The following is a 23,257-nucleotide window of genomic DNA, read 5'->3' on the forward strand; positions in this document are numbered from 1 at the left end:
GATAAACAGGTTTCTGTGTATCTTTACTTTTATGCAAAACCTCCCTCCTTTAGCCGAACGTATGCGCCCACAGAATCTGGACGAGTATGTGGGGCAACAACACCTGGTAGGACCTGATGCAGTTTTAAGAAAAGCCTTACAAAGCGGACAACTTCCATCAATGATTTTTTGGGGACCTCCGGGAGTTGGCAAAACAACACTTGCCTATATCATTTCTCAAACGCTAGACCGTCCTTTCTTTAACCTGAGTGCGATTAACTCCGGGGTAAAAGACATTAGAGATGTGATAGAAAGAGCAGCTGCGCTTAAAGATAGCTTTATGGGTCTACCCATCCTATTTATTGATGAGATTCACCGCTTCAGCAAATCGCAACAAGACAGCTTGCTGGGCGCTGTAGAAAGAGGCTTAGTAACTTTAATCGGTGCCACTACAGAGAATCCATCTTTTGAAGTAATCTCAGCTTTACTATCCCGATGCCAGGTCTACATCTTAAAAGCATTGAATGAAGAAGAACTCTCTGGACTATTGCAAACGGCAATTAAAGAAGATGTTATTCTCAAAGACAAGAAGATCAACATTAAAGAGCATGAGGCTTTAATTCGTTTATCTGGTGGAGATGCCCGGAAATTGCTCAATGTCTTAGAAATTGCTATCAATGGTATTGGTGGCAGCAAAATAATGCTAACCAATGAAAATGTGTTAGCCCATGCGCAGCAGAATTTGGCCTTATATGATAAAGCGGGTGAACAACATTACGATATTATCTCTGCATTTATAAAGTCCATCAGAGGCAGTGACCCTAATGGGGCAGTTTATTGGCTTGCCCGGATGATAGAAGGTGGTGAAGATCCATTGTTTATTGCTAGAAGATTGGTTATACTAGCTTCTGAGGATATTGGTAATGCAAACCCTAACGCATTATTATTAGCGAATAATTGCTTTCAGGCTGTCAACGTGATTGGCTTTCCTGAATCAAGGATTATTTTATCTCAAGCTGTAACTTATATGGCTTCATCTGTAAAAAGTAATGCAGCTTACGAAGCGATAAATAAAGCGCAAACCTTGGTTAAACAAACCGGGAACTTACCTGTGCCTTTACATATTCGGAATGCGCCAACCAAATTGATGAAGAACATTGGTTATGGCAAAGACTATAAGTACTCACATGGTTATGAAGGCAACTTTGCGCCACAGGAATACCTACCCGAGGAATTAAGTGGAACTAAATTGTATGACCCGGGAAGTAATCCCGCTGAAGAAAAATTAAGGGAGCAGCTTAGAAAAAACTGGAAAACAAAATACAACTACTAATCCTATAATATATGCTCGCAGTCTTTTTAGGTCATCAGTGGAAAGCTTTCTGGCGCTCAAGAAACAAAGGAAGCAGTATCGCTGCAAATATTTTTATTGGACTCGCCATATTATATCTACTTGTTTTAGCTATAGGTATTGGTGTCGGTATGGAAATGATTATTGAAAAAGTCTTCCCAGGTAAAGACACGATCTTTGTATTTAATGGTTTTATACTTTACTATTTTGCGGTTGACTTTATAATGCGCATGCAGCTACAAGAATTACCTACATTGAGCGTAGCGCCATATTTACATCTAAAAATCTCAAGAGATAAGCTTGTGAATTTTCTGAATATCCGCTCTTCATTCACCGCTTTTAATATTTTACCTCTATTTATATTTATTCCCTTTTGCTGTACAGCCATTGCTGCTATTCATAGTGTTTTTGCTGCTTTCATGTATGTCGTCACCATCTTATCCATCTGCATATTTAATAACTATGTAGTTATGTATGTTAAACGCCTAACCACACTTAGTATTAAAGCAATCTTACTTGTTGTATTGGCAATTTCTGTTGTAGCAGCAATGGAATATTTCAAAATCTTTTCTATCTCAGCAGTATCAAATGCTGTATTCGGATTTATTGCTTTATATCCCATATCAGGTTTTACTTTTACCATTGCAGCAATACTTGTCCTGATGCTAAATAAAGCTTACTTAAAAAGGAACATGTACCTAGAAGAATTAAATACTGCTGAGGTAAAAAAAATGAGTACAGATTATCCTTTTCTGGATAGATTTGGTTCTGTAGGAGTCTTAACAGCACTGGAACTTAAACTTATTTTAAGGCATAAAAGGACGCGTACTATGGTATTCATGACTCTTTTTTTCCTATTTTATGGCTTAATTTTTTACAGACAAGACTTAATAGATCAGGATAGAATCAATACAATCATTTTTGCTGCTGTATTTATGACGGGCACTAGTATTTCTATGTATGGGCAGTTTATGTTTGGCTGGCAGGCTGCGCATTTTGATGGTCTGATGGCAAATAAAATCAATCTTAAGGACTTTATTACTTCAAAGCTTTTATTCTTCACAGCAATATCATCCATTGTAATGCTAATTACCTGTCTCTATGGGCTCATCAGCTGGAAAATACTGTACATTCAGCTTGCTACCTATTTATATAATATTGGAATAGGAACCATAATCATTCTTTATTTTGCTACAAGGAATTCAAAAGCCATTGACTTAAATAAACGAGGCACATTTAATAATCAGGGTGTTGGCGCCAGTCAGTTTATAATGGTTATCCCATACTTTGTACTACCATATGTGTTTTACCTGCCATTTTCTTATTACGGCCATCCTTATTGGGGCATATCATGCTTAGGATTGGCTGGAATAATCTTCTTATCAACCCGAAACTTTTGGATAACATTCCTCGTAAAAGAATTGAATAAAAGAAAATATAAAATTGGTGAAGGATTTAGAGAGCGTTAACATGAAGCCCTTTAAATGATTAAGGCCTATAAAAATTATGATCTTAGAAATTACAGACTTAAAAAAAGTTTACGGAAACAGAACGGTTGTAAACATTAGTGATTTAAAAATTAATGTTGGAGAGACAATTGGTCTGGTTGGTAATAATGGTGCTGGAAAAACCACATTATTTAGAATGTTGCTCGATTTAATCCGACCGACTTATGGAAAAATATTATCAAAAGGAATAGATGTAGCTACCCATGATGGATGGAAAGATTATACCGCTTCGTATCTGGATGAAGGCTTTTTAATAGACTACCTGACGCCAGAAGAATATTTTATATTTATCGGCAGTTTACATAATCTAACTGCGGTCCATGTAATGGATTATCTGAAACAGTACGAAGAGTTTTTTAATGGAGAGATCGTCAACAGAGGCAAATACATCCGAGATTTCTCAAAAGGCAATCAAAATAAAATTGGAATAGCAGCGGCTATCATGCAAAAACCAGAATTGCTGATATTAGATGAACCATTTGCCAATTTAGACCCCACGACACAAATCCGTCTCATCACATTAATTAGATCTCTTAAAACAGAACAGGCCATAACGACAATCATATCCAGTCACGATCTGAACCACGTTACCGACGTGTGCGATAGAATTATCCTGCTAGAAAAAGGACTAATTATAAAAGATTTCAATAAAGACGAAAACACATTAGAGGAATTGAAAGAATACTTTTCTGAATAAACTAAAAGTGTCTAGAAAAACAGTCACAAAAAAGTCACACGCACTTTTTTTTGGGTCAATCTTATATCATTCATCATTGTTTGGAGGATTTCGTACATCATATTTCCCAATGAACAGCTTTTTATACTTAAGCAAAAAATCTTGGCATTAGGTTTGACTAATCGAATTTATAACAAATGAATACAATTATGATGACTTCAAAATTTAAAATAGCAACATTTAGTATAGCATTATCTCTTGGTGCGATGGCATTTCAAGGTTGCGATAGTTTAACAAAAACACAAAAAGGAGCAGGTATTGGTGCTGCTACTGGTGGTGTCATCGGTGCAATTATTGGCAAAAAAGCTGGTAATACTGCTGTTGGCGCTATCATAGGTGCCGCTGTAGGTGGTACTGCTGGTGGTTTTATCGGTAAAAGGATGGATAAACAGGCTGCAGAAATACAAAATGCTATTCCTAATGCAGAAGTAATCCGTGAGGGAGAAGGTATCATTGTTAAATTTGATAGTGGTATTCTATTTGGATTTGATAAGGCTGATTTAACTGCTCAAGCAAAAACAAACGTTAAATCATTAGCAAGTTCAATTAACCAATATCCAGGAACAGATATTAAAGTAATTGGCCATACAGACAATAAAGGTACTGAGTCTTACAACATGGGACTTTCAGAAAGAAGAGCCGCAGCTGTTAAAGCATATGCAGTTTCTCAAGGTGTACCAGCATCTCGTCTGATCACTTTAGGAAAAGGTTTTTCTGAGCCAATCGAAGATAATTCAACAGAAGCAGGAAGAGCTGCAAACCGTAGAGTTGAGGTAGTTATCGTTGCCAATGATCAATTGAAAAAGGAAGCTAAAACTCAAGGAAAATAATTTAGTCTATTTACATCTACCTATAAAAGTAAAAGCCCGTTGTACTAAGTACACGGGCTTTTTACATTTTCAATTTGTCGATCTATGAACCGTAGATATCTTCGAAATAATGAATGGCAAGTGATTTTAACAATAGCTCTTGTTCCATCATTGCAAAAGAGGGAACAGGTTTTACTAGTGTCCAATGGGGCCAACCATCCTGATCTAAGCCTTCAAGTTCATAGAATCCCATTTCGCTTAACAAGCGACAGGTAGCAATATGCATTAGCTCTTCCTTTTGACGCTTACTGTATTTGCCAGGTCCTTTACCAAGTTCCTGAACACCTATTAAAAACAGTACGACCTTCAAGTCAGGAATATCAGAGTCAAACTCCTGTGCTATCTTTTGTTGCAAAACTTTCCATTTTGCATGTGTTTCTGCAGGCTTCATGGTACAAAGATACAATTTCGAAGCCCAGCTTTGTGATAATAAATGAATGAGAATTGAAACCTTATTGCTAATTTTAGAGCTATGGAGAAAGCAATCGTAACAGGCTTATTGGCCTTTGGTATGTCGGGAAAAGTGTTTCATGCACCATTTATTGATGCACACCCCGGATTCAAATTTCACTCAGTATTAGAACGTAATCAGAAAAATGCAGTACAAGAATATCCAGGTGTAAAAAGCTATGATAATTTTGATGAGCTGATTTCAGATCCGGAAATAGAACTCGTGATCGTGAATACACCAAACTTTACTCATGTTGATTATACTCGCAGATGCCTCCAGGCCGGAAAACATGTATTGGTCGAAAAACCATTTACACCAACCTCAGCAGAAGCAAAAGAACTATTTGATCTGGCAAGAAGTGTGGGGAAAAAGATCTTTATTTACCACAACAGAAGATGGGATAGTGATTGTACCTCTATTCAAAAAGTTGTTGAAAGTGGACAATTGGGCCAAATCAATGAAGTACATTACAGATACGACCGCTATAGGAAAGCCATTGGTCCTAAAACCTTTAAAGAAGAACCAAATCCGGCGAGTGGTCTATTGTATGACCTTGGACCTCACTTGCTAGATCAGGCAATCAGTCTGTTTGGTAAGCCATCCTCTTTTTATAAAGTACTTGGGAAACATAGAGAAAATACTAAAGTTGACGATTATTTCATGATACACCTGGCATATCCAAACGATCTTAATATTTTCCTAACTTCAAGTTTATTGGTAGCCGATCCACAAAAAGCATTTGTACTACACGGTTCAGCTGGTTCTTTTGTTAAAGGCAGATCCGATGTCCAGGAGGAACAACTACTAAAAGGAATGAAACTTAGTAATCCAGTTTATGGAATAGAGCCTGCTGAAAGTAAAGGCCGTTTAACCATTATAGATGATCAAGGAAATCCTCAGGTGAGCTATGTAGACTCTGAGGATGGCAATTATATTGGATTGTTTGAAGCTGTTTATCAGGCTATCGTAAATGATGTCCCTTATCCGGTTACAGAGGATCAGATCATAACGCAATTAGAGATTCTTGAAGCATAGCCAATGCCAACTACTCTTATTTTACTCATTCCAATATTTATAATTATAGTTTATACTATTTTACGAGCACGTACGTCAAAAATAGCTGCGATAATTTCACTCAGCGACCAGGAACACGACCTGCTAATTAATCATGTTCAATATTATCAGCAGCTGAATGCTGCTGATAAACAAAAATTTGAACACAGGATAGTTGCTTTTTTATCATACATACGTATTGAAGGAGTAGGTACAATAATTGAACCTATAGATAGAATGTTAATTGCTTCCAGTGCTATTATACCAGTGTTTGGCTTTGATGATTGGAAGTATAAAAATCTATCAACTGTACTCCTATACCCCGACACTTTTAACAAAGATTTTCAATTTGAGGGTGCCGAAAGAAGTATTTTGGGAATGGTTGGTGAGGGCTATATGAACGGACAAATGATCTTATCACGTGCCGCACTGTTCCACGGATTTTCTAATGTCACTGATAAAGAAAATACAGCAATCCATGAATTTGTTCATTTGCTTGATAAATCAGACGGTGCAATAGACGGAATCCCGGATTATCTAATGAAACATGAATACACCATACCCTGGGTAAAAATGATTCATCAGGAAATGCAGAATATAGAAAAAGGTAAATCAGATATTAATCCTTACGCAATTACCAATGAAGCTGAGTTTTTTGCCGTAGTATCTGAATATTTTTTCGAAAAACCAACACAACTAAAAGCAAAGCATCCAGAGTTGTATAAGATCCTGTCACAAACCTTTTTACAAGATCGGGCAAATAATTAGCTTATAAACTACCTAAAAGAGCAACACCGAACTCTGCTGGGATTTCAATATGCGGAATGTGTCCACACCCATCAAATTCAATAATTTTAGCCCCTGGAATTTTAGTAGCAGTTTGCTTCCCTAAAAACCTGTATTGACCATATAAGGCTTGCTGATCAGGGCTTAAAAAACCTTTCCCTACAATTGTTTTATCTTCCTTTCCAATAAACAAAACAGTTGGCACCCTTACATTGATAAATTCATAGACAACTGGCTGCTCATATATCATGGTATAAGTCATCGCTGCAACCTTAGCTGCTCTTGGAAAATCGGCACTATTGGTAACACCAGCAGCAATACGAACCAACTCCTCATACTCGGGCTTCCATACCGTAAAATAAGAGCTCTGGTAATACTTTCTAACACTTTCGGCTGTAGCTTTCAATTCGTTTGAATACTGCTGATCGGTAGAAACATAAGGCACAAATTTGCGATAATCTTCCAATCCTATAGGATTTTCAAGTAATAGTTTTTCCGTCTGCTCCGGATACATTAATGCAAATCTTGTAGCCAACATCCCTCCCATTGAATGGCCCAATACACTGGCTTTCTGAATACCTAAAGCATCAAGCAGTGCTTTATTCCATGCTGCCATCTGGTGAAAGCTATAATGTATAAAAGGTTTAGATGACTTTCCAAAACCAATCTGATCTGGTACAATTACTCTGAACCCTCTTGAAGTTAAAGACTTTATCACACCTGACCAGTAATAGCCTGCAAAATTTTTACCGTGAAAGAGCATTACTGTTCTGCCATTAGACAATTGAGTAGGTGCAACATCCATATAAGCCATCCGTACATCCTGCCCCTCAATAGAAATCGGGAAGTATTTTACCGGATAAGCATAAGCAACATTCTCTAATGTTATAGATAAGGTATCTGTTTTTTGTGCTAATACCGTTAAAGTAGAAGTACAAATTACAAATAGAGCAAAGGTTATTCTTTTAATAAACATAGGTAGTTTTTAAATCAATGATGATTTTTGAAAGATCTAAACTTACACATAATTTATTTTTAGAGAGTAATTTAAACCAAAGATTACAATTAAAGCGTGTAAAAAATAAGAAACCGAGAATAAAATGAAATTTGAAAAGAGATGTAAACAGTTTGGAAAAGACGTATATATAAGAAGGTCTAAACAGTGTAACAATTAGATAAATGACCCTGTTATCACCCTGTTTAGACCCTGTTTGCACCCTGTTCAGATATAGTATAATTCAATCACTATTCAATATCAGAACAAGGGCCAATTCTTGGATAAAAATCCTATAAAAATGGAACAGCAATACCGAATGTAATATTGCGTCCCGGATTATAAATCCCCACAGGCTTATATCTGCTTAGATGATTATAGTATACTTTATTTAATAGATTTTGGCCCGTTACCCAAATATTAAATGATCCTTTCTTAGTTGCAATACTTGTTCCAATACCAGCATCTAATAGCGTATAACCATTTGTTTGTGTTTCAAAATTATCAAATCTAGCCTGTTTAAAGGTATTTGTTACGCCAACCTTAATGTAGCTATCTTCCAACCCTTTAATACTTGGCTCGAAACGGACCTCATTATTGATGCTTGCCGCAGGAATAAAAGGCAGAGGCTGGTCTGTAGCACGATTGATTCCTTTGGTGTAAGAGAATGAGTTTTCGAAGTGCAGGGATTTTATCAAGTGAAAATCTACCGATGCTTCACCACCCAGCAGATCAGCATTGGTTTGTACATATCTGTAAATGGGTAAGACATCAATACTCCCATCTTCATTTTCAAAGGGTTTCGTTTCTCCATTAAAATTACCTGCATAAATGTAATTAAAGATCCGATTGGCATAAGCATTTAGGCCGAAACTTATGTTTTCACCTGTGTACTCTAGCCCTAGATCAAACTGCATGCTGGTTTCCTGCTTTAGATTACTATTTCCAATTTCGTAACGGAACGTGCCTTCATGGCGACCATTTGAAGCTAATTCGGCAATATTTGGTGCTCTAAAACCGGAACCAATATTCCCCTTTATCACCAGTTCCTTCGCAATTTCAAAAGCAAAGCCCATCGATCCAGATAGGTTAGAAAATTTATTGTCAAAGCCTGTAAAAATCTCCTCTCCCTCAAAGTTTAAAGCTTCGCCATTCATCTTTTTGTAATCGTAACGCAAACCCGCATTAATTGCTCCTTTAGTAAAGCTACGTTTCAAATAAGCAAAAGCACCAATATTATTACTAGTATAATCAGGGATCAAGAACTCATCCCCTCTATTAATATTGTTCTGGTACATGCCCTGAACACCTATTGCTGGCTGCCATTGCCCCAAGTTAGGAAAGTTATATTTTACATCATAAGTATAGGATTTAAGGTTCAAATCTAAACCTGGTTCCTGCAGACTTTCTTCAAACTCTTTCCTGATGTTACTTTGATAAGCAAATACCGTTTTCAATTGTCCTTGACCCAAAATGAAGTTACTATTTAATGCCGTGCGATAATGTGTAATATCCTGATATGGAAGGTTGAGCTTCCTTTCTCTAGCTTCAGACTGGGTAATCACATCGCCATCCTCATTCAGGTAATTCCCATTTTGATCTGGTCCCTCTTCAACCAAACCAACATTGGTATGGAAACGCGAGAAGGTAAGATGGGAATAACCCCAGCTTTTATTTAAACCGATCATGCCATTAAAATTAAGTTCATTAAATCCAGAATTTGGCACTGTAGTATTTTTATAACCAAATCCATAAGCATTTTTATAAGATGCACGACCACGATACACAAATCCATCATCATTCCCTTGTAACATTAAGGAAGAAGCGGCAAGGCCGTTATTAGTGCTATATGTTGAATTAAATGTCCCATTGTGTACTCCTGGAGCAGGAACAAGATCGTCAATCACATTGATCACCCCACCAAGAGCATCGGATCCATAAAGTAAACTTGCCGGGCCCTTTAATATTTCTACCCTTGCAGCCGCAAATTGATCTACTTCTATCCCATGCTCATCGCCCCACTGCTGAGATTCTTCTCTCGCACCATCTACCATTGTTAAGACCCTATTGTACCCTAACCCTCTAATAATAGGTTTAGAAATTGCACCTCCGGTACTTACTTGTGACACCCCTGGTACTTTCGAAATAGCATCAACCAAATTTGAACCTCCAGACTGTAATAAGTTTGTTTTAGCTATAGTAACAACAGATAAGCTGTTCGTTTTATTTTTTGAACTAAATGGTGAACCTGTAATTACAACTTCGGCACTCTCAATTATAGAGGGATACAAAGAAATAGTCAGGTTGCTTTGTCCAGACAAATCAATCGCCTCGGAATGGGTTTTATAACCAACAAAACGTACTTCGAGCAGAAATTTTCCTTTTGAAGGAATATTTCTAAGAATAAATTCACCTTGGTTATTGGTAGTAGTATAAGCTTTTAAATCAGTAATGTAAATGGTCGCCCCGCTTAATGGATTATGTGTGGATGCATCTATCACTTTTCCACGTACCTCAGCAAGACTAGATGCTGAACTCAGAAATGGAAAAAACAGACACAATGTTATGTATAAAAGATGTACTCTTTTCATTTGAAAAAAAATGTTTAAATGACATGACCAGCCCATAGGTATATATGGAGCCGTCTTAATGATAATTAAGAACTAATAAGGATGTTGTAACCTTGTATGAAATTTAAACAAAAGGAGGACCGCGAAGCGCAAGGTTGATGAGCCTGGTGTAGGAATTACTTACTTCACCATAAAACTTTTGAACTGGTTTACTAAACAGATAGACCTGAAAATGAGCTTTTGAAGTAGTGTAGTTTTTTTCAAAATGGGCTTCACAGATTAAACAATGATCTGTTTGTGTAGTAACATGCAGCTTATGTCCGCAGTTCGTGCTATTTGATGAACAAGTATGTTCATGAACATGATGATCATGATGGTGAAATGCCCCAAAAGGAGTAAGTGCTATGGCAAATACCCAAAGCAACAAACCCGAAATGATATGATTTATATATAATCTCCTTTTCTCCAATTCCCTACAAAGCTAATTAAATCTGTAAAAGTAGATTTAATTGATTTACAAGATTGCCTTTAAATGACCACGAGAAAGAAAATATGCTAAACCTTTTCATAAAAAAAGAAGAGCAACCGCCACAATTGCTCCCCTTATTTACCTAAAACTAAAAACTAATATTATGACAGTAAAAATGGCAAAAGGTTTCATCTCCAAAATCTTTTTTTGTCATTTGTAAATAATATTTTACAAACAAACTATTAAATAGTAAATCGCTATCAATTTAGTAGATTTAGTAAAAAGGGCAAGATTATGAATAGCAACGAACAATTGATTCATCATTTCTACACCAGTTTTCAGGATAAAAATGTAAAGGCGATGCAAGACCTCTATGCTTCGAATGCTAGTTTTAACGACCCCGTATTTACTAATTTGAATGCTGATGAGGTAAAGTCTATGTGGGCGATGCTAATAATGAACGGGAAAGATATGCGCCTCGAGTTCAAGGATATTAAAGGAACTCAAAATGGTGCAACAGCGGTATGGGATGCATGGTATACTTTTTCTGCCACAGGCAAAAAAGTGCATAACCATATAAATGCATCATTCCTGATTGAAAATGGAAAAATAATAAAACATACAGATCACTTCAGTTTCTACCTATGGGCAAGTCAGGCTCTTGGCCTGACAGGAATACTATTAGGCTGGACCAGCTTTCTTAAAAACAAGATCAGGTCCACCGCTAAAAAAAATCTACAAAGGTATATGGATAAAGCTGCTTAATCAGTTTTCAAAAGTATCACAATTTCATCGACTGATAACTTTTGTTGTTCTCCACTATGCATGTTCTTCAAAGTAAGCTGCCCAGTTTGCATCTCATCACTTCCAATTAATATTACAAATGGAATATGCTTGTCGTCTGCATAGCTCATTTGCTTTTTAAGTTTCGCTGAGGACGGATACAGCTCGGCAGAAACATTGGCGCTACGCAAAGCTTGTAAGATCGGCAGCGCGTACAATTCGGCCTCCTTATCAAAATTACTGATCAGAACCTTAGTACCTGCAGCAACAGAATCAGGAAAAAGATTCAATTCCTGCAACACGTCATAAATTCTGTCAGCACCAAAAGAAACACCTACCCCTGTTAATCCTTTTAAACCAAACATCCCTGTTAGGTCATCATATCTGCCACCACCTCCAATACTTCCCATGGCAGCCTCATTTGTCTTTACTTCAAAAATACAACCTGTATAATAGTTTAATCCACGTGCAAGCGTAATATCAAGTTCTACATCAGGCTTAAGTGAAGCCTCTGCTTTAATTAGTGCTTTTACATATTCGAATACCGCTTCAATTTCTGATATACCAGTTAAACCAGTTGCAGAAGTAGCCAATACAGTTTTTAAACTAGCTAATTTTTGTTCATTAGAGCCCTCCAGCAAAATGACAGGTTTTAACTTCTCGATATCTTCAGGAGTAAATCCACGCTCAATCAATTCTTTGGTTACTCCATCCAATCCAATTTTATCAAGTTTATCAATGGCTACTGTCATGTCGATAATCAGTTCCGGTTTACCAATTACTTCCGCAATCCCTGATAATATTTTACGGTTATTAATTTTGATAGTAAAATCTTTTAAACCCAGGTTGCTTAAAGCCTCCTGATAAATTAAGATAAACTCAGCCTCGTTAAGTAAACTATCAGAACCTACTACATCCACATCACACTGATAAAACTCCCTGTAACGCCCCTTTTGAGGTCTATCGGCACGCCAAACCGGTTGCACCTGGAAACGTTTAAAAGGAAGACTAATGTCGTTCTGGTGCATCACTACATAACGTGCAAAAGGCACTGTCAAATCATATCTTAAAGCTTTCTCACTAATAGATGAAATTATGGAGTTTGAATTGGCTTGTGCCAACAAGTCCGGTTTTACCTTAGACAGATAATCGCCACTATTCAAGATCTTAAATATCAATTTATCACCCTCATCACCATACTTCCCTGTTAGTGTGGAAAGGTTTTCCATAGATGGAGTTTGTATTTCGGCATAACCATATTTACGGAAAACCGTTTTAACAGTATCAAAAATAAAGTTACGTTTTACCATCTCCTGAGGGGAGAAATCTCTGGTTCCTTTTGCTAAAGAGGGTTTGATATTTGACATAAGCGCAAAAGTACAAAACTAAGGCGCATAAAAAAAGGCTGTCTGCTTTACACAGACAACCTTTTAAACATTTAATGTATTTTGATTAAACCAATAGTCTAATTGGTTCTTCAAGCAATCCTTTTAATGTCTGCAAGAAAGCAGCACCTGTAGCGCCATCAACCACACGGTGATCACAGCCAAGGCTTAACTTCATTACATTACCTGGTACAACTGCTCCGTTTTTAACAACCGGAATTTGTTGTATTGCACCAACTGATAAAATCGCCCCATCAGGAGAGTTAATGATTGAGGTAAACTCATCAATACCGAACATACCCAGGTTAGAAACTGTAAAAGTAGAACCTTCCCAATCTGAGGGTTGTAATTTTTTAGCTTTTGCTTTCTGTCCGTATTCTTTAACCTCTGCTGAGATATGAGATAACGATTTACCATCAGCAAAACGAACCACAGGAACCAATAAACCGTCTTCTACAGCCATTGCTACACCGATATTTGTATGCTCATTAAAACGGATCTTATCACCTAACCACGAAGAGTTAACTGCTGGATGTTGTTTTAAAGCAACAGCAACAGCTTTAATGATGATATCGTTGAATGAAACTTTTACTGGTGATACTGAATTGATAGCTGTACGTGCAGTCATTGCATTGTCCATATCAATACTAATATTTAAGTAGAAATGTGGAGCTGTAAACAAGCTTTCTGCTAAACGCTTAGCGATCACCTTACGCATTTGCGATACTGGTTTCTCAGTAAACCTTTCTTCACCTACGTATTGAGGAATAACAGGTGCAGCGCCTTGAGCCGGAGCGACAGCAGCTGGAGCAGTAGCAGCGGCAGGTTTAAAGTTCTCGATATCTTTTTTAATGATACGACCACCATCTGCGCTACCAGCAACTTGTGCAAGGTCAATCCCTTTATCCTTCGCAATTCTTTTTGCCAATGGAGATGCTTTTACGCGATCACCACTACCAGACGACACAGGAGCTTCTTCTTTAGCTTCAGCAGCTTTTTCAGCTACAGGAGCATCAGCACTTTTATCTGCAGCAGGTTTAGCCGGAGCATCACCCTGAGCAAGAATACCACTGATATCAGTTCCTTCAGGCCCAACAATGGCGATAATACCATTAACTTTCGCAGCCTGACCTTTTTCTACACCTATATGTAATAAAGTACCAGCAGCATAGCCCATTACTTCCATAGTAGCCTTATCGGTTTCTACATCAGCAAGGATATCATCATCTTTAACTTTATCACCAACTTTCTTATGCCATTCAGCAATTACGCCTTCAGTCATTGTATCACTTAGTAAAGGCATACGTACTACTGTAACACCCATTTTCTCCAGGTCTGCTTCTGATAAAGCAGCGCCAGTAGTTTCAGTTTTACTTTCTGCAGGTTTTTCTACTGATTCAGCAGCTTTTTCTTCTTTAGCAGGAGTTGATGCAGCACCTTCTTCAGCAGCTAAAGCAGCCTTATAGTCTTCACCCTCCTTACCTACAACAGCAATAATAGCATCAACGGGAACAGCTTTACCTTCTTCTACACCAATGTACAATATGGTACCATCCCAATATGACTCTAAATCCATGGTTGCCTTATCGGTTTCCACTTCGGCCATTACATCGCCACTTTTAACTTTATCGCCAACTTTCTTATGCCACTTAGCCATCACACCTTCAGTCATGGTGTCGCTCATTTTGGGCATTCTAACTATTTCAGCCATTCTATAATATCTATTGAAATGCGTTCTTAATTAATCTTTTACGTATGGATAATCCTGTTGCACATACACATCATTGAATAGTTCTGATGCATCAGGGAATGGAGACTCTTCAGCAAATTTCACAGCTTGATCAACAATATCCTTAACTTTAGCTTCAATTTCTTCAATCCAGGCCTGATCTGCATATTTCTCTTTCAAAACAACTTCTCTTACTGCCTCAATTGGATCTTGAGCTTTATATTCTTCTAATTCGTCTTTTGTACGATATTTAGCTGGGTCAGACATTGAATGCCCACGATATCTGTATGTCCTCATTTCAAGGAAAGTTGGACCTTCACCTGATCTTGCACGTTGAATCGCTTCGTCCATTGCATTGTGAACAGCAACTGGATCCATACCGTCAACCGGAGCACATGGCATATCAAACCCTAGACCTATTTTGTAAATATCAGTCATGTTAGTGGTACGCTCTACAGAGGTTCCCATTGCGTAAAAGTTATTCTCACAAACGAATACTACAGGAAGTTTCCAAAGCATAGCCATATTAAACGCCTCATTTAAAGCACCCTGACGGACCGCTCCATCACCCATGTAACAAATATTAACATTACTTGTGCCTTTATATTTTTCAGCAAATGCAATACCCGCTCCCAATGGAATCTGTCCACCAACAATACCATGTCCACCATAGAAATGGTGTTCCTTGCTAAATATGTGCATTGAACCACCTTTTCCTTTTGAACAACCAGTCACCTTGCCATACATCTCGGCCATGATGCTGTCTGCACTTACACCCAAAGCCAGTGCATGAGCATGATCACGATAAGTAGTAATCATAGAATCTCCTTGCTGCATAGCAGAAATAGCACCTGCTACCACCGCTTCCTGACCGATATATAAATGACAAAATCCACGAATTTTTTGTTGTCCGTAAAGTTGACCGGTTTTCTCTTCGAACTTGCGCATTAGCAACATCGACTCAAACCACTTCAAATAGGTATCTTTATTTATTTCTACTGCACTCATTTTGGGGTGTTGATTTTTTTACGAGAGCAAATCTACTTTTTTATTGCAATATATAGAAGTAATTGATGTAAAATGCACACTATGGTTACATAAATTCACATTGTAAATATATGTGCTAACAGGGTCAATATTAGCACATATCCCTAAGTTAACAAATTAAAAGCAAACAGATCATCAAGAACGCAATCATATGTTGCAGCTAAGACGCTACTAACAGAAAGTTATATGGCACAACATTTTAGCTGTCGTTTGTTAAAATGTTAATAACTTTCAATATAAATGTATTGACATTTGGATAACATTTGTAAAATGTATATGTTTGCCATCCAAACAATAAGCCCATAGTGGTGTACGTTTAAGTGTAAGTGTTCAATACCCAAACTTAACAGTATAACATGATAAAAAAGTTTTTGTTTTCTACTTTAATCGGTCTTTGCAGCCTTACAGCAGTCAACGCACAGACAAAAACAAAAGAAACCAATAAATTAGCAGATCCTGATAATTTAGCTTCACAATACTTCTCACAAGTTATGGGTGTTGCCGTAGACGCTACATCGAATGTAAAATTGTATAAATTCATTTACGAATGGATTGGTACCCCTTACAGATTTGGTGGAAATACACAAAAGGGAATTGACTGTTCAGCCTTCACAAAAGCAATTTATGATAAAGTTTTCAACACTACCATATTACGTAATTCACGTGATATTTTTAGTATGGTTGACCCTTTACCTAAAGATGAGTTAAAAGAAGGTGATCTGGTATTCTTTAAAATAAAAAGCAGAAGCATCACGCATATTGGTATTTATCTTGGAGATAATCGCTTTGCTCATGCATCATCAAGCCGCGGGGTAGTGATCAGCAATTTAAATGAACCTTATTACTCAAGATATTTTTATAAAGGCGGCCGTATTTTAGACGGCGTTAAGGAAGACCTTATTCAGGAATAGTTTCCATAAAAACCTTTAACAATACTAGTCCTTCTAAATTTAGAAGGACTTTTTTTATCTCTATCGCAAAATGAAATCCCCAATCACAGCCCTTTTAATTACCACAAGCATCTTTGTTATGCTTAGCTGTACAAATAATACAGCTAGTGATTCAATACAATTTAAACAGCAAATACCAACAGATACTCTAAAATTTAAAATCCCAGATACCCTTTCCATTACAGCAGTAGGCGATATCATGATCGGATCTGCCTACCCAGAAAAGACCAATCTTCCTCCTGACGATGGGGTAAACAGCTTTAAAGAAGTAGACTCCTTTTTAAAGGGTGATATTGTTTTCGGAAACCTGGAAGGCTGCTTCTTAAACAATGGAAAATCTACTAAATGTAAAGACCCAAATAGCAATAGCTGCTTTGCATTCCGAATGCCTGAGCGATATGCTGGCATCATTAAGAATGCAGGTTTTAATGTTTTGAGCATAGCGAATAATCATGTTGGTGATTTTGGACTTGCAGGCAGAAAAAAAACAGTCACTATTCTGGATTCATTGAACATTGTATATGCTGGTCTGCAATCTCATCCTTTTAGTATTTTTGAAAAGGACAGTATAAAATATGCTTTCTGTGCATTTGCGCCAAATGAGAACACCGTTTCTATTAATAAAATTGATAGCGCAAAACAATTGGTAAACCGTTTAAAGACTCAGGTAGATATTGTCATTGTTTCTTTTCACGGTGGTGCTGAGGGAGCTAAACATGAACACGTTCCAAAAAGAAAGGAAATCTTTTATGGCGAGAACCGTGGCGATGTTCATGCTTTTGCACATGCAGTAATTGATGCTGGGGCAGATGTAGTATTAGGTCACGGCCCACATGTAACAAGGGCTGTTGAAGTCTATAAAAACAAGTTTATTGCTTATAGTCTTGGCAACTTCAATACTTACGGTATGTTTAGCCTGAAAGGTCCAAATGGAATTGCCCCACTGGTTCAGCTTAAAATAAACAGTAAAGGTGATTTCCTTTTTGCCGATATTATCTCTGTGAAACAGGACAAGATTAACCGCCTGCAATTAGACCCCGAAAACGCTGCTTTCTATAAAATTAAACTATTAACGAATACAGATTTCCCTGGGCATCGTTTTGATTTCTCTAAAACAGGCCGGATCCAATTGAAAGATTAAGACTCGTCCTTAGTATTTTTAACCAGGCCAATCCCTGATACAAAAAATATCAATCCAATAATCCCAGCTACGATTAGCTCTCTGCTCTGCAGGCTATGCTTTACAAAACCGTAACCTGCATAAATAAGACCTATGATACCTAAAATAGTTAGTATAGTCCCAAAAGTACGTTTAACATTCATAGCAATTAGTTTTAATATGCTATGCTATTACAATATCTGTGCCCATATAACTAATTCAATACAAAGCACATTAAATCTTCTATAGCCCAGGAATTCTTTGTATCTTAAAGCTCATATATTTCAAATCATAAACACATATTATGTATAGCACGTACATCATTATTTTTCTACTTCTGGTAATTCTTCTCAGCTCATTCGTTACTGTTAAGCAGGGAACAATTGCGGTTATTACAATTTTCGGAAAATACAGAAGACTATTAAGCCCAGGGTTAAGTTTAAAAATCCCTCTGATAGAAACCATTCATTCCCGTATCTCGATTCAGAATAGATCTGTAGAATTATCTTTCCAGGCGGTTACGCAAGATCAGGCAAATGTATATTTTAAAGCGATGCTGCTTTATTCCGTAATCAACCACGACGAAGAAACTATTAAAAATGTTGCTTTTAAGTTTGTCGATTCGACTAACTTAATGCAGGCATTGATTCGTACCATAGAGGGTTCAATTAGAGCCTATGTAGCCACTCAGAAACAGGCGAATGTACTTGCACAACGTAATGAAATTGTAGAGCATGTAAAACATCAAATTGACCAGGTATTAGAATCCTGGGGTTATCACTTACAGGATCTTCAGTTAAACGACATTACTTTTGACGAGGAAATTATGAGGTCGATGAGTCGTGTTGTAGCCTCAAATAACTTAAAGGCTGCTGCCGAAAATGAAGGTCAGGCTCTATTAATCACTAAAACTAAAGGTGCAGAAGCTGATGGTAATGCCATTAAAATTGCGGCAGCTGCAGAACGTGAAGCAGCACAACTACGTGGACAGGGTATTGCTTTATTTAGAGCTGAAGTTGCTCATGGTATGACTAAAGCTGCACAGGAGATGGAAGCTGCTGACCTTGACATTTCTGTAATTCTATTTACGATGTGGACAGAATCTATAAAACAATTCGCTGAGAACAGTGAAGGCAATGTGATCTTCCTTGATGGATCAACTGAAGGCATGAACAGAACTATGAAAGAGATGATGGCTATGCAAATGCAAAAAACTACAGATAACAAGAAACAACAATAATATACTGATTGTTACTGGACATAAAAAGGGCAGAATCATAATGATTCTGTCCTTTTTATGTCTTATTTTATCTTAAATTTATTCAGGATAAAAAACGATCTATGTTAAAATTCTGTTTTAGTTTTTACAACCTCATTCCCTTTAGTTTTTGTTAGGTTCATCAGATCCGCTACAATTTTCAAGCTTTCATCCTGTATAAAATCGTAGTTCTCTTCCTTCTTAACTTTATCACCTTTCTTAACCGGAGGAAGTCCTCTGGAAGCTCTTAAAGCATTTATTTTAGCAAGGTTCTTAGCCTCTACACTATCTCTTTCTGCTTTCAATTTGGCTTCATTTAAAGATATTGAGGTATCATCCCCACTCTTCTTAGCTTCCGCAAGATCTTCTTGCAACATTTTATAATCCAAAGACTTATCCATTCTTTGTTGATGTAATTTAACCAATTCAGATTTAACAGGGGTAAGATTGGCCACTGGCGTGAAATTTGATTTTCTTACTTCATCCCAAGGTAAAGCTGACGGCTCTGTATCTTCACCTATTTTATCCATTGGGTACAAGGAAGGAAACTCAACGTCGGGCATTACACCTTTATGTTGTGTACTACTTCCTGTTACACGATAAAACTTAGCCATAGTCAGGTTGATCTGTCCTAATTTAACTCCATTATCTGTTTTAAGTGTTACACCCCCCTTGTTAACTAATGCAGCTAATCTTTGTAGAATAGATGGATTAACCAACCTGTTCATATCAATAGAGGATTGTACCGTTCCTTTACCATAAGTTTGTGTACCCATGATAATTCCTCTTCCGTAATCTTGAATTGCACCTGCAAAGATTTCAGAAGCAGACGCGCTTAACCTATCTACCATTACACCTAAAGGTCCGCTCCATACTACTCCAGCATTAGTGTCTTCACTAACCTCTACAGATCCTTTAAGATCTTTTACTTGTACCACAGGCCCTTTATCGATAAACAGCCCTGTAAGATCAATAGCTTCAACTAAAGATCCACCACCATTTGCGCGAAGGTCCATAACAATAGCATCTACTTTATCTTTGTTTTTAAGGGTATCTATCAATAACCTCACATCACGGGTTGTACTTTTATAATTAGGATCACCAGCATTAGCGGCTTTAAAGTCAGCATAAAAGGCTGGAACTGTGATTACACCGATTTTATATGGTTTACCATCAGATAAAACTGTCTGAACTTTCTTTTTAGCTGATTGCTCTTCCATAACAATCTTCTCTCTGGTCAACTCAACAATTACTGGTTTAGATGACATTTCCTTTCCAGCAGGGATGATCTTTAAGCGAACTTTAGTTCCTTTTGGCCCCTTAATTTTAGAAACTGAATTGTCAATTCTCCAACCAATGATATCTTCAAAATCAGCACTACCTTGTGCTACAGCAATAATTCTGTCACCAGCACTTAAAAGCTTGCTTTTAAAGGCCGGGCCTCCTGGAATAACTTCTGCAATTTTTAATATTTCATTTTCAAGTTGAAGTTTTGCTCCGATCCCTTCAAAAGATCTGGCCATATCTTCATTAAACTGCTGTGCATTGCTGGGGTTAAAATAGTTTGTATGTGGATCGATAGTCTCTGTAAAGGCATCCATAACTGTTTGAAAAACATCTTGACTATTTAACTTTGAAGTCTGAGTTTGAAGGGCTCCGTAACGCTTTGTCAATGTCTCAATATTTTTGGCATCTGCTGTTCCTGCAATCTTAAGATTTACAAGGTCATACTTAACTCTTTTCTTCCACAGGTTGTCCAACTCAGTCTTAGATTTAGCCCAAGGCATTTTCTCCCTATCGAAAACATAAGTGTCATTCGAATTATAATTCTGCTTTGCCTTGATCTCTGTTGAAGCAAAACTTAAGAATTCATTGTATCTTTTTAAATATACGTTGAATATATAAAATGGCGCGTTTAGATCCCCGATACGAAAATCATCATCCAATGTAAACCTGAATTTTTCAAACTCCTTAATATCAGAAGCAAGGAAATAATTCTTATAAGGATCTAGTTCCTTGATATATTTATCCAGTACCAATGAAGAGATAGAGTCATTAACTTTAATCTTTTTGTAGTTGTAATTCTCAATTAGCGTTACAATTTCTTTACATACAAGCGCCTGCTTTTCATCAGGTACAATATTACTTATACCCTTTACCATCGGCTGTGGTTTTGGGGAAGCATGGCAAGCAAGAACGGCGGCAGTAAAGGTTACCAGTAATATCTTTTTCAACATCTCTTTAACTATTTTAAAATCCATTTTTATATATAGCACTAATATGGTACCAATTTCAGAAATAAACAGAAAAGAGACAGTAATAATACTGTCTCTTTTCTGTAAACATACTAAAAGTTTTAATTTACTATAGTGTCAGTTATATTAAAAACTGTTTTTATATTCAATTTATTGTATTGAAAATTATTTTTTAGCTATTGCTTTAGCAGGAATCTGAGCTCTTGCTTCTCTGATCTGATTTTTAAAGCGACTTAGATTTGAAGATTTGGCTAACAACTCGGCCCTATTCAGATCTTTAATAGCAAGTGTATATTCCTTTTTCTTTGTTTTTACTTGTGCTAATCCCAATACCGAATCGATATAAGCATTATTATCGCCAATCTGTTTAGCTAATATACCTTGCTGGGTATAGAACCATAACGACTGAGTTAACTTATCTGATGCAAAATATATTTTACCAAGCTGTGCATAAGATTCCATTTGTCCTGTTTTACTCCCTATTTTTGAATAGTTTTTTAGCGCCACGTTTAGCGTTACCTGTTCTGCTTCTGAATAATGAGATAGCAAATAATGGACATTTGCCAGACGTAATAAGGCAGAACCATATTGTGTGAATTTTTTTGAGCTATTATACTCAAATGCTGCCTTACCAAACAAGGTAATTGCATCATTTAGGTCACCCCTCCGTTCATTTTTCTCTGCATCAGCAAAATAAATATCTCCGTCATTTTCATTTATATTAGACGTAACAATATTTACAGCTCCATTATATGGAGGGATTTGCTGTGACAAGAAGGGTCCGGTCTGACCTTTAGTCAGATTAAAAATAAAGAGGCCAATAACTAATAAGCAGATTTTGTTCATTACCACAAAGATATAACAAATTTAGTCAAACGGCTGTATACTAAATAAAAAGGAACAAAATCAGACCTTACTTAAAGGAAAATAGCCCAGATGCAGAACGTCTTCGGGAGCATTAGTCAGCAAATCTATCTGTATGTTAAATTTACTTTTTACTGTATCAGAAAGTACATCCGCAATATCGAACAGATCGTCAACATCAACACCATACTTATCATCAATATGAGATACTGCACCCTCAAATCCTGTATGCTTATAAAAAGCTGATTCCTTGGCCAGTTTGCTAGCTTCACCCAAAGTCTCAGCCACTACAAGCATTTTATAATGGAGTTCATCAAACTCACCATTTTTATATCCACCGAGATTGATAAAGAACAACTTATTAGAATTACTCTCTAAAGCATTTTCAAAAGGCACAATACTCAGACTGTATCCATCAACCTTTGTAACTTCCCTCCAGGCATCAATATGTATTTTTCCTTTCGCCTCAGGCCAAAAGTCAACAATTTCATCTTTCAGATCTGCAATAGATCTTCCTATAGCAAAAAACACATCATGTTGCTCGGTATACCTACCAGACGGCTTACATCCAAGCAATATCATAAATAACTTAAATGGTGTAGTTTGCTCCATTGTCAATAATTATTTAAAATCCTCAATCAATTGTTTACACCTTTCTTCAATTTCCAGAAATACAGGTTCAAACAAACGGTCATCGAAGTAAGGGTCTGTAACTTCCATTTCATCAGATAAGAATAATCGCACTTTATTACGTTGCTCATCATCAGCCGCCATACTTAATACGTCCTTAAGGTTATTTTTGTCCATTACAAGGATATGATCATAGAGCTCAAACATGTTTGTATTAAAGTGTCTGGCTCTTTGTTTTGAAATGTCATACCCAAAGTTCCTGGCTACAGAAATACTCCTATGATCAGCAGGTTTATTTATATGCCAATCCCCAGTACCGGCAGATGCAATCTCCCAGTTTAATTTTTCATTATTGACAAGATGCCTCATAATACCCTCAGCTAGTGGCGAGCGACAAATGTTACCAAGGCAAACCATTAATATCTTCATTT

Annotated in this window: 22 protein-coding genes; 10 read left to right on the forward strand and 12 right to left on the reverse strand. The window is 36.9% G+C overall.

From position 1 onward, the window contains the following. Positions 1 to 31 precede the first annotated feature (31 nt). From WC623_RS03665 to WC623_RS03680, 4 genes are all read left to right on the forward strand, one after another. Positions 32 to 1,312, forward strand: a complete 1,281-nt coding sequence (locus WC623_RS03665; RefSeq protein ID WP_372848156.1) for a replication-associated recombination protein A — start codon at positions 32 to 34, stop codon at positions 1,310 to 1,312. A gap of 11 nt (positions 1,313 to 1,323) precedes the next feature. Next, complete coding sequence (locus WC623_RS03670; protein ID WP_372848157.1) at positions 1,324 to 2,799, forward strand: DUF5687 family protein; 1,476 nt, start codon at positions 1,324 to 1,326, stop codon at positions 2,797 to 2,799. Between the two features lie 37 nt (positions 2,800 to 2,836). Continuing rightward, entirely contained in the window at positions 2,837 to 3,535 is a 699-nt protein-coding gene (locus WC623_RS03675; RefSeq protein WP_372848158.1) for an ABC transporter ATP-binding protein, read from the forward strand. A 188-nt stretch (positions 3,536 to 3,723) separates the two neighbouring features. After that, complete coding sequence (locus WC623_RS03680) at positions 3,724 to 4,404, forward strand: OmpA family protein (protein ID WP_372848159.1); 681 nt, start codon at positions 3,724 to 3,726, stop codon at positions 4,402 to 4,404. A gap of 82 nt (positions 4,405 to 4,486) precedes the next feature. On the opposite strand, the gene WC623_RS03685 is transcribed toward WC623_RS03680, so the two are convergent. Next, complete coding sequence (locus WC623_RS03685) at positions 4,487 to 4,834, reverse strand: hypothetical protein (RefSeq protein WP_372848160.1); 348 nt, start codon at positions 4,832 to 4,834, stop codon at positions 4,487 to 4,489. An 81-nt stretch (positions 4,835 to 4,915) separates the two neighbouring features. Here WC623_RS03685 and WC623_RS03690 point away from each other — a divergent pair, with 81 nt between their 5' ends. Beyond that, positions 4,916 to 5,929: a Gfo/Idh/MocA family oxidoreductase gene (locus WC623_RS03690; protein ID WP_372848161.1), complete on the forward strand. Its 1,014-nt coding sequence runs from the start codon at positions 4,916 to 4,918 to the stop codon at positions 5,927 to 5,929. A gap of 3 nt (positions 5,930 to 5,932) precedes the next feature. After that, positions 5,933 to 6,715: a zinc-dependent peptidase gene (locus WC623_RS03695; protein ID WP_372848162.1), complete on the forward strand. Its 783-nt coding sequence runs from the start codon at positions 5,933 to 5,935 to the stop codon at positions 6,713 to 6,715. A gap of 1 nt (position 6,716) precedes the next feature. Here WC623_RS03695 and WC623_RS03700 read toward each other — a convergent pair whose 3' ends face one another. The 3 genes from WC623_RS03700 to WC623_RS03710 form a co-directional block, all read right to left on the reverse strand. After that, positions 6,717 to 7,709 carry an alpha/beta fold hydrolase gene (locus tag WC623_RS03700; protein ID WP_372848163.1) on the reverse strand — a complete coding sequence of 331 codons (993 nt, stop codon included), beginning with the start codon at positions 7,707 to 7,709 and terminating at the stop codon, positions 6,717 to 6,719. 311 nt (positions 7,710 to 8,020) lie between these two features. Beyond that, positions 8,021 to 10,318: a TonB-dependent receptor gene (locus tag WC623_RS03705; RefSeq protein WP_372848164.1), complete on the reverse strand. Its 2,298-nt coding sequence runs from the start codon at positions 10,316 to 10,318 to the stop codon at positions 8,021 to 8,023. Positions 10,319 to 10,421: 103 nt separating this feature from the next. Next, on the reverse strand, positions 10,422 to 10,766 hold the full coding sequence (locus tag WC623_RS03710; protein ID WP_372848165.1) for a hypothetical protein: 345 nt from the start codon (positions 10,764 to 10,766) through the stop codon (positions 10,422 to 10,424). A gap of 294 nt (positions 10,767 to 11,060) precedes the next feature. On the opposite strand from WC623_RS03710, the gene WC623_RS03715 reads away from it, so the two are divergent. Beyond that, positions 11,061 to 11,531: a nuclear transport factor 2 family protein gene (locus WC623_RS03715; protein WP_372848166.1), complete on the forward strand. Its 471-nt coding sequence runs from the start codon at positions 11,061 to 11,063 to the stop codon at positions 11,529 to 11,531. On the opposite strand, the gene hisS is transcribed toward WC623_RS03715, so the two are convergent. The 3 genes from hisS to pdhA form a co-directional block, all read right to left on the reverse strand. After that, a complete protein-coding gene (gene hisS / locus WC623_RS03720; RefSeq protein ID WP_372848167.1) occupies positions 11,528 to 12,916 on the reverse strand; it encodes a histidine--tRNA ligase in 1,389 nt (462 codons plus the stop codon). The two genes, WC623_RS03715 and hisS, sit on opposite strands and share 4 nt — an antisense overlap. A gap of 85 nt (positions 12,917 to 13,001) precedes the next feature. Then, positions 13,002 to 14,645, reverse strand: a complete 1,644-nt coding sequence (locus WC623_RS03725; protein ID WP_372848168.1) for a 2-oxo acid dehydrogenase subunit E2 — start codon at positions 14,643 to 14,645, stop codon at positions 13,002 to 13,004. A 30-nt stretch (positions 14,646 to 14,675) separates the two neighbouring features. After that, positions 14,676 to 15,671 carry a pyruvate dehydrogenase (acetyl-transferring) E1 component subunit alpha gene (pdhA, locus tag WC623_RS03730; protein ID WP_372848169.1) on the reverse strand — a complete coding sequence of 332 codons (996 nt, stop codon included), beginning with the start codon at positions 15,669 to 15,671 and terminating at the stop codon, positions 14,676 to 14,678. A 395-nt stretch (positions 15,672 to 16,066) separates the two neighbouring features. Between pdhA and WC623_RS03735 the strand changes: the two genes are divergently transcribed. Together WC623_RS03735 and WC623_RS03740 are read left to right on the forward strand one after the other, a co-directional pair. Continuing rightward, a complete protein-coding gene (locus WC623_RS03735) occupies positions 16,067 to 16,621 on the forward strand; it encodes a C40 family peptidase (RefSeq protein ID WP_372848170.1) in 555 nt (184 codons plus the stop codon). A 118-nt stretch (positions 16,622 to 16,739) separates the two neighbouring features. After that, entirely contained in the window at positions 16,740 to 17,801 is a 1,062-nt protein-coding gene (locus WC623_RS03740; protein ID WP_372848171.1) for a CapA family protein, read from the forward strand. Here WC623_RS03740 and WC623_RS03745 read toward each other — a convergent pair. After that, complete coding sequence (locus tag WC623_RS03745; RefSeq protein WP_372848172.1) at positions 17,798 to 17,983, reverse strand: hypothetical protein; 186 nt, start codon at positions 17,981 to 17,983, stop codon at positions 17,798 to 17,800. The genes WC623_RS03740 and WC623_RS03745 overlap by 4 nt on opposite strands. A gap of 140 nt (positions 17,984 to 18,123) precedes the next feature. Here WC623_RS03745 and WC623_RS03750 point away from each other — a divergent pair, with 140 nt between their 5' ends. Next, the gene (locus WC623_RS03750; protein WP_372848173.1) at positions 18,124 to 19,059 is read left to right on the forward strand and encodes an SPFH domain-containing protein; all 936 of its coding nucleotides are present in this window, start codon (positions 18,124 to 18,126) and stop codon (positions 19,057 to 19,059) included. 104 nt (positions 19,060 to 19,163) lie between these two features. Here WC623_RS03750 and WC623_RS03755 read toward each other — a convergent pair whose 3' ends face one another. From WC623_RS03755 to WC623_RS03770, 4 genes are all read right to left on the reverse strand, one after another. Next, a complete protein-coding gene (locus tag WC623_RS03755; protein WP_372848174.1) occupies positions 19,164 to 21,338 on the reverse strand; it encodes a carboxy terminal-processing peptidase in 2,175 nt (724 codons plus the stop codon). Between the two features lie 159 nt (positions 21,339 to 21,497). Continuing rightward, positions 21,498 to 22,178, reverse strand: coding sequence for a tetratricopeptide repeat protein (locus WC623_RS03760; protein ID WP_372848175.1), 681 nt, complete (start codon positions 22,176 to 22,178; stop codon positions 21,498 to 21,500). Between the two features lie 60 nt (positions 22,179 to 22,238). Beyond that, entirely contained in the window at positions 22,239 to 22,808 is a 570-nt protein-coding gene (locus tag WC623_RS03765; RefSeq protein WP_372848176.1) for a DUF1543 domain-containing protein, read from the reverse strand. Between the two features lie 9 nt (positions 22,809 to 22,817). After that, positions 22,818 to 23,255, reverse strand: coding sequence for a low molecular weight protein-tyrosine-phosphatase (locus WC623_RS03770; protein WP_372848177.1), 438 nt, complete (start codon positions 23,253 to 23,255; stop codon positions 22,818 to 22,820). Positions 23,256 to 23,257 lie beyond the last annotated feature (2 nt).

It is taken from the genome of Pedobacter sp. (assembly GCF_041645105.1).
GTDB lineage: Bacteria > Bacteroidota > Bacteroidia > Sphingobacteriales > Sphingobacteriaceae > Pedobacter.

Bases quoted from the DNA above. Each gene is read 5' to 3' on its own strand.
- WC623_RS03685 (WP_372848160.1), bottom strand. From the start codon at position 4,834: ATGAAGCCTGCAGAAACACATGCAAAATGGAAAGTTTTGCAACAAAAG.
- hisS (WP_372848167.1), bottom strand. From the start codon at position 12,916: ATGTCAAATATCAAACCCTCTTTAGCAAAAGGAACCAGAGATTTCTCC.
- WC623_RS03760 (WP_372848175.1), bottom strand. From the start codon at position 22,178: ATGAACAAAATCTGCTTATTAGTTATTGGCCTCTTTATTTTTAATCTG.
- WC623_RS03680 (WP_372848159.1), top strand. From the start codon at position 3,724: ATGATGACTTCAAAATTTAAAATAGCAACATTTAGTATAGCATTATCT.
- WC623_RS03770 (WP_372848177.1), bottom strand. From the start codon at position 23,255: ATGAAGATATTAATGGTTTGCCTTGGTAACATTTGTCGCTCGCCACTA.
- WC623_RS03715 (WP_372848166.1), top strand. From the start codon at position 11,061: ATGAATAGCAACGAACAATTGATTCATCATTTCTACACCAGTTTTCAG.
- WC623_RS03690 (WP_372848161.1), top strand. From the start codon at position 4,916: ATGGAGAAAGCAATCGTAACAGGCTTATTGGCCTTTGGTATGTCGGGA.
- WC623_RS03725 (WP_372848168.1), bottom strand. From the start codon at position 14,645: ATGGCTGAAATAGTTAGAATGCCCAAAATGAGCGACACCATGACTGAA.
- WC623_RS03740 (WP_372848171.1), top strand. From the start codon at position 16,740: ATGCTTAGCTGTACAAATAATACAGCTAGTGATTCAATACAATTTAAA.
- WC623_RS03695 (WP_372848162.1), top strand. From the start codon at position 5,933: ATGCCAACTACTCTTATTTTACTCATTCCAATATTTATAATTATAGTT.
- WC623_RS03665 (WP_372848156.1), top strand. From the start codon at position 32: ATGCAAAACCTCCCTCCTTTAGCCGAACGTATGCGCCCACAGAATCTG.
- WC623_RS03755 (WP_372848174.1), bottom strand. From the start codon at position 21,338: ATGGATTTTAAAATAGTTAAAGAGATGTTGAAAAAGATATTACTGGTA.
- WC623_RS03675 (WP_372848158.1), top strand. From the start codon at position 2,837: ATGATCTTAGAAATTACAGACTTAAAAAAAGTTTACGGAAACAGAACG.
- pdhA (WP_372848169.1), bottom strand. From the start codon at position 15,671: ATGAGTGCAGTAGAAATAAATAAAGATACCTATTTGAAGTGGTTTGAG.
- WC623_RS03735 (WP_372848170.1), top strand. From the start codon at position 16,067: ATGATAAAAAAGTTTTTGTTTTCTACTTTAATCGGTCTTTGCAGCCTT.
- WC623_RS03705 (WP_372848164.1), bottom strand. From the start codon at position 10,318: ATGAAAAGAGTACATCTTTTATACATAACATTGTGTCTGTTTTTTCCA.
- WC623_RS03765 (WP_372848176.1), bottom strand. From the start codon at position 22,808: ATGGAGCAAACTACACCATTTAAGTTATTTATGATATTGCTTGGATGT.
- WC623_RS03670 (WP_372848157.1), top strand. From the start codon at position 1,324: ATGCTCGCAGTCTTTTTAGGTCATCAGTGGAAAGCTTTCTGGCGCTCA.
- WC623_RS03750 (WP_372848173.1), top strand. From the start codon at position 18,124: ATGTATAGCACGTACATCATTATTTTTCTACTTCTGGTAATTCTTCTC.
- WC623_RS03745 (WP_372848172.1), bottom strand. From the start codon at position 17,983: ATGAATGTTAAACGTACTTTTGGGACTATACTAACTATTTTAGGTATC.
- WC623_RS03700 (WP_372848163.1), bottom strand. From the start codon at position 7,709: ATGTTTATTAAAAGAATAACCTTTGCTCTATTTGTAATTTGTACTTCT.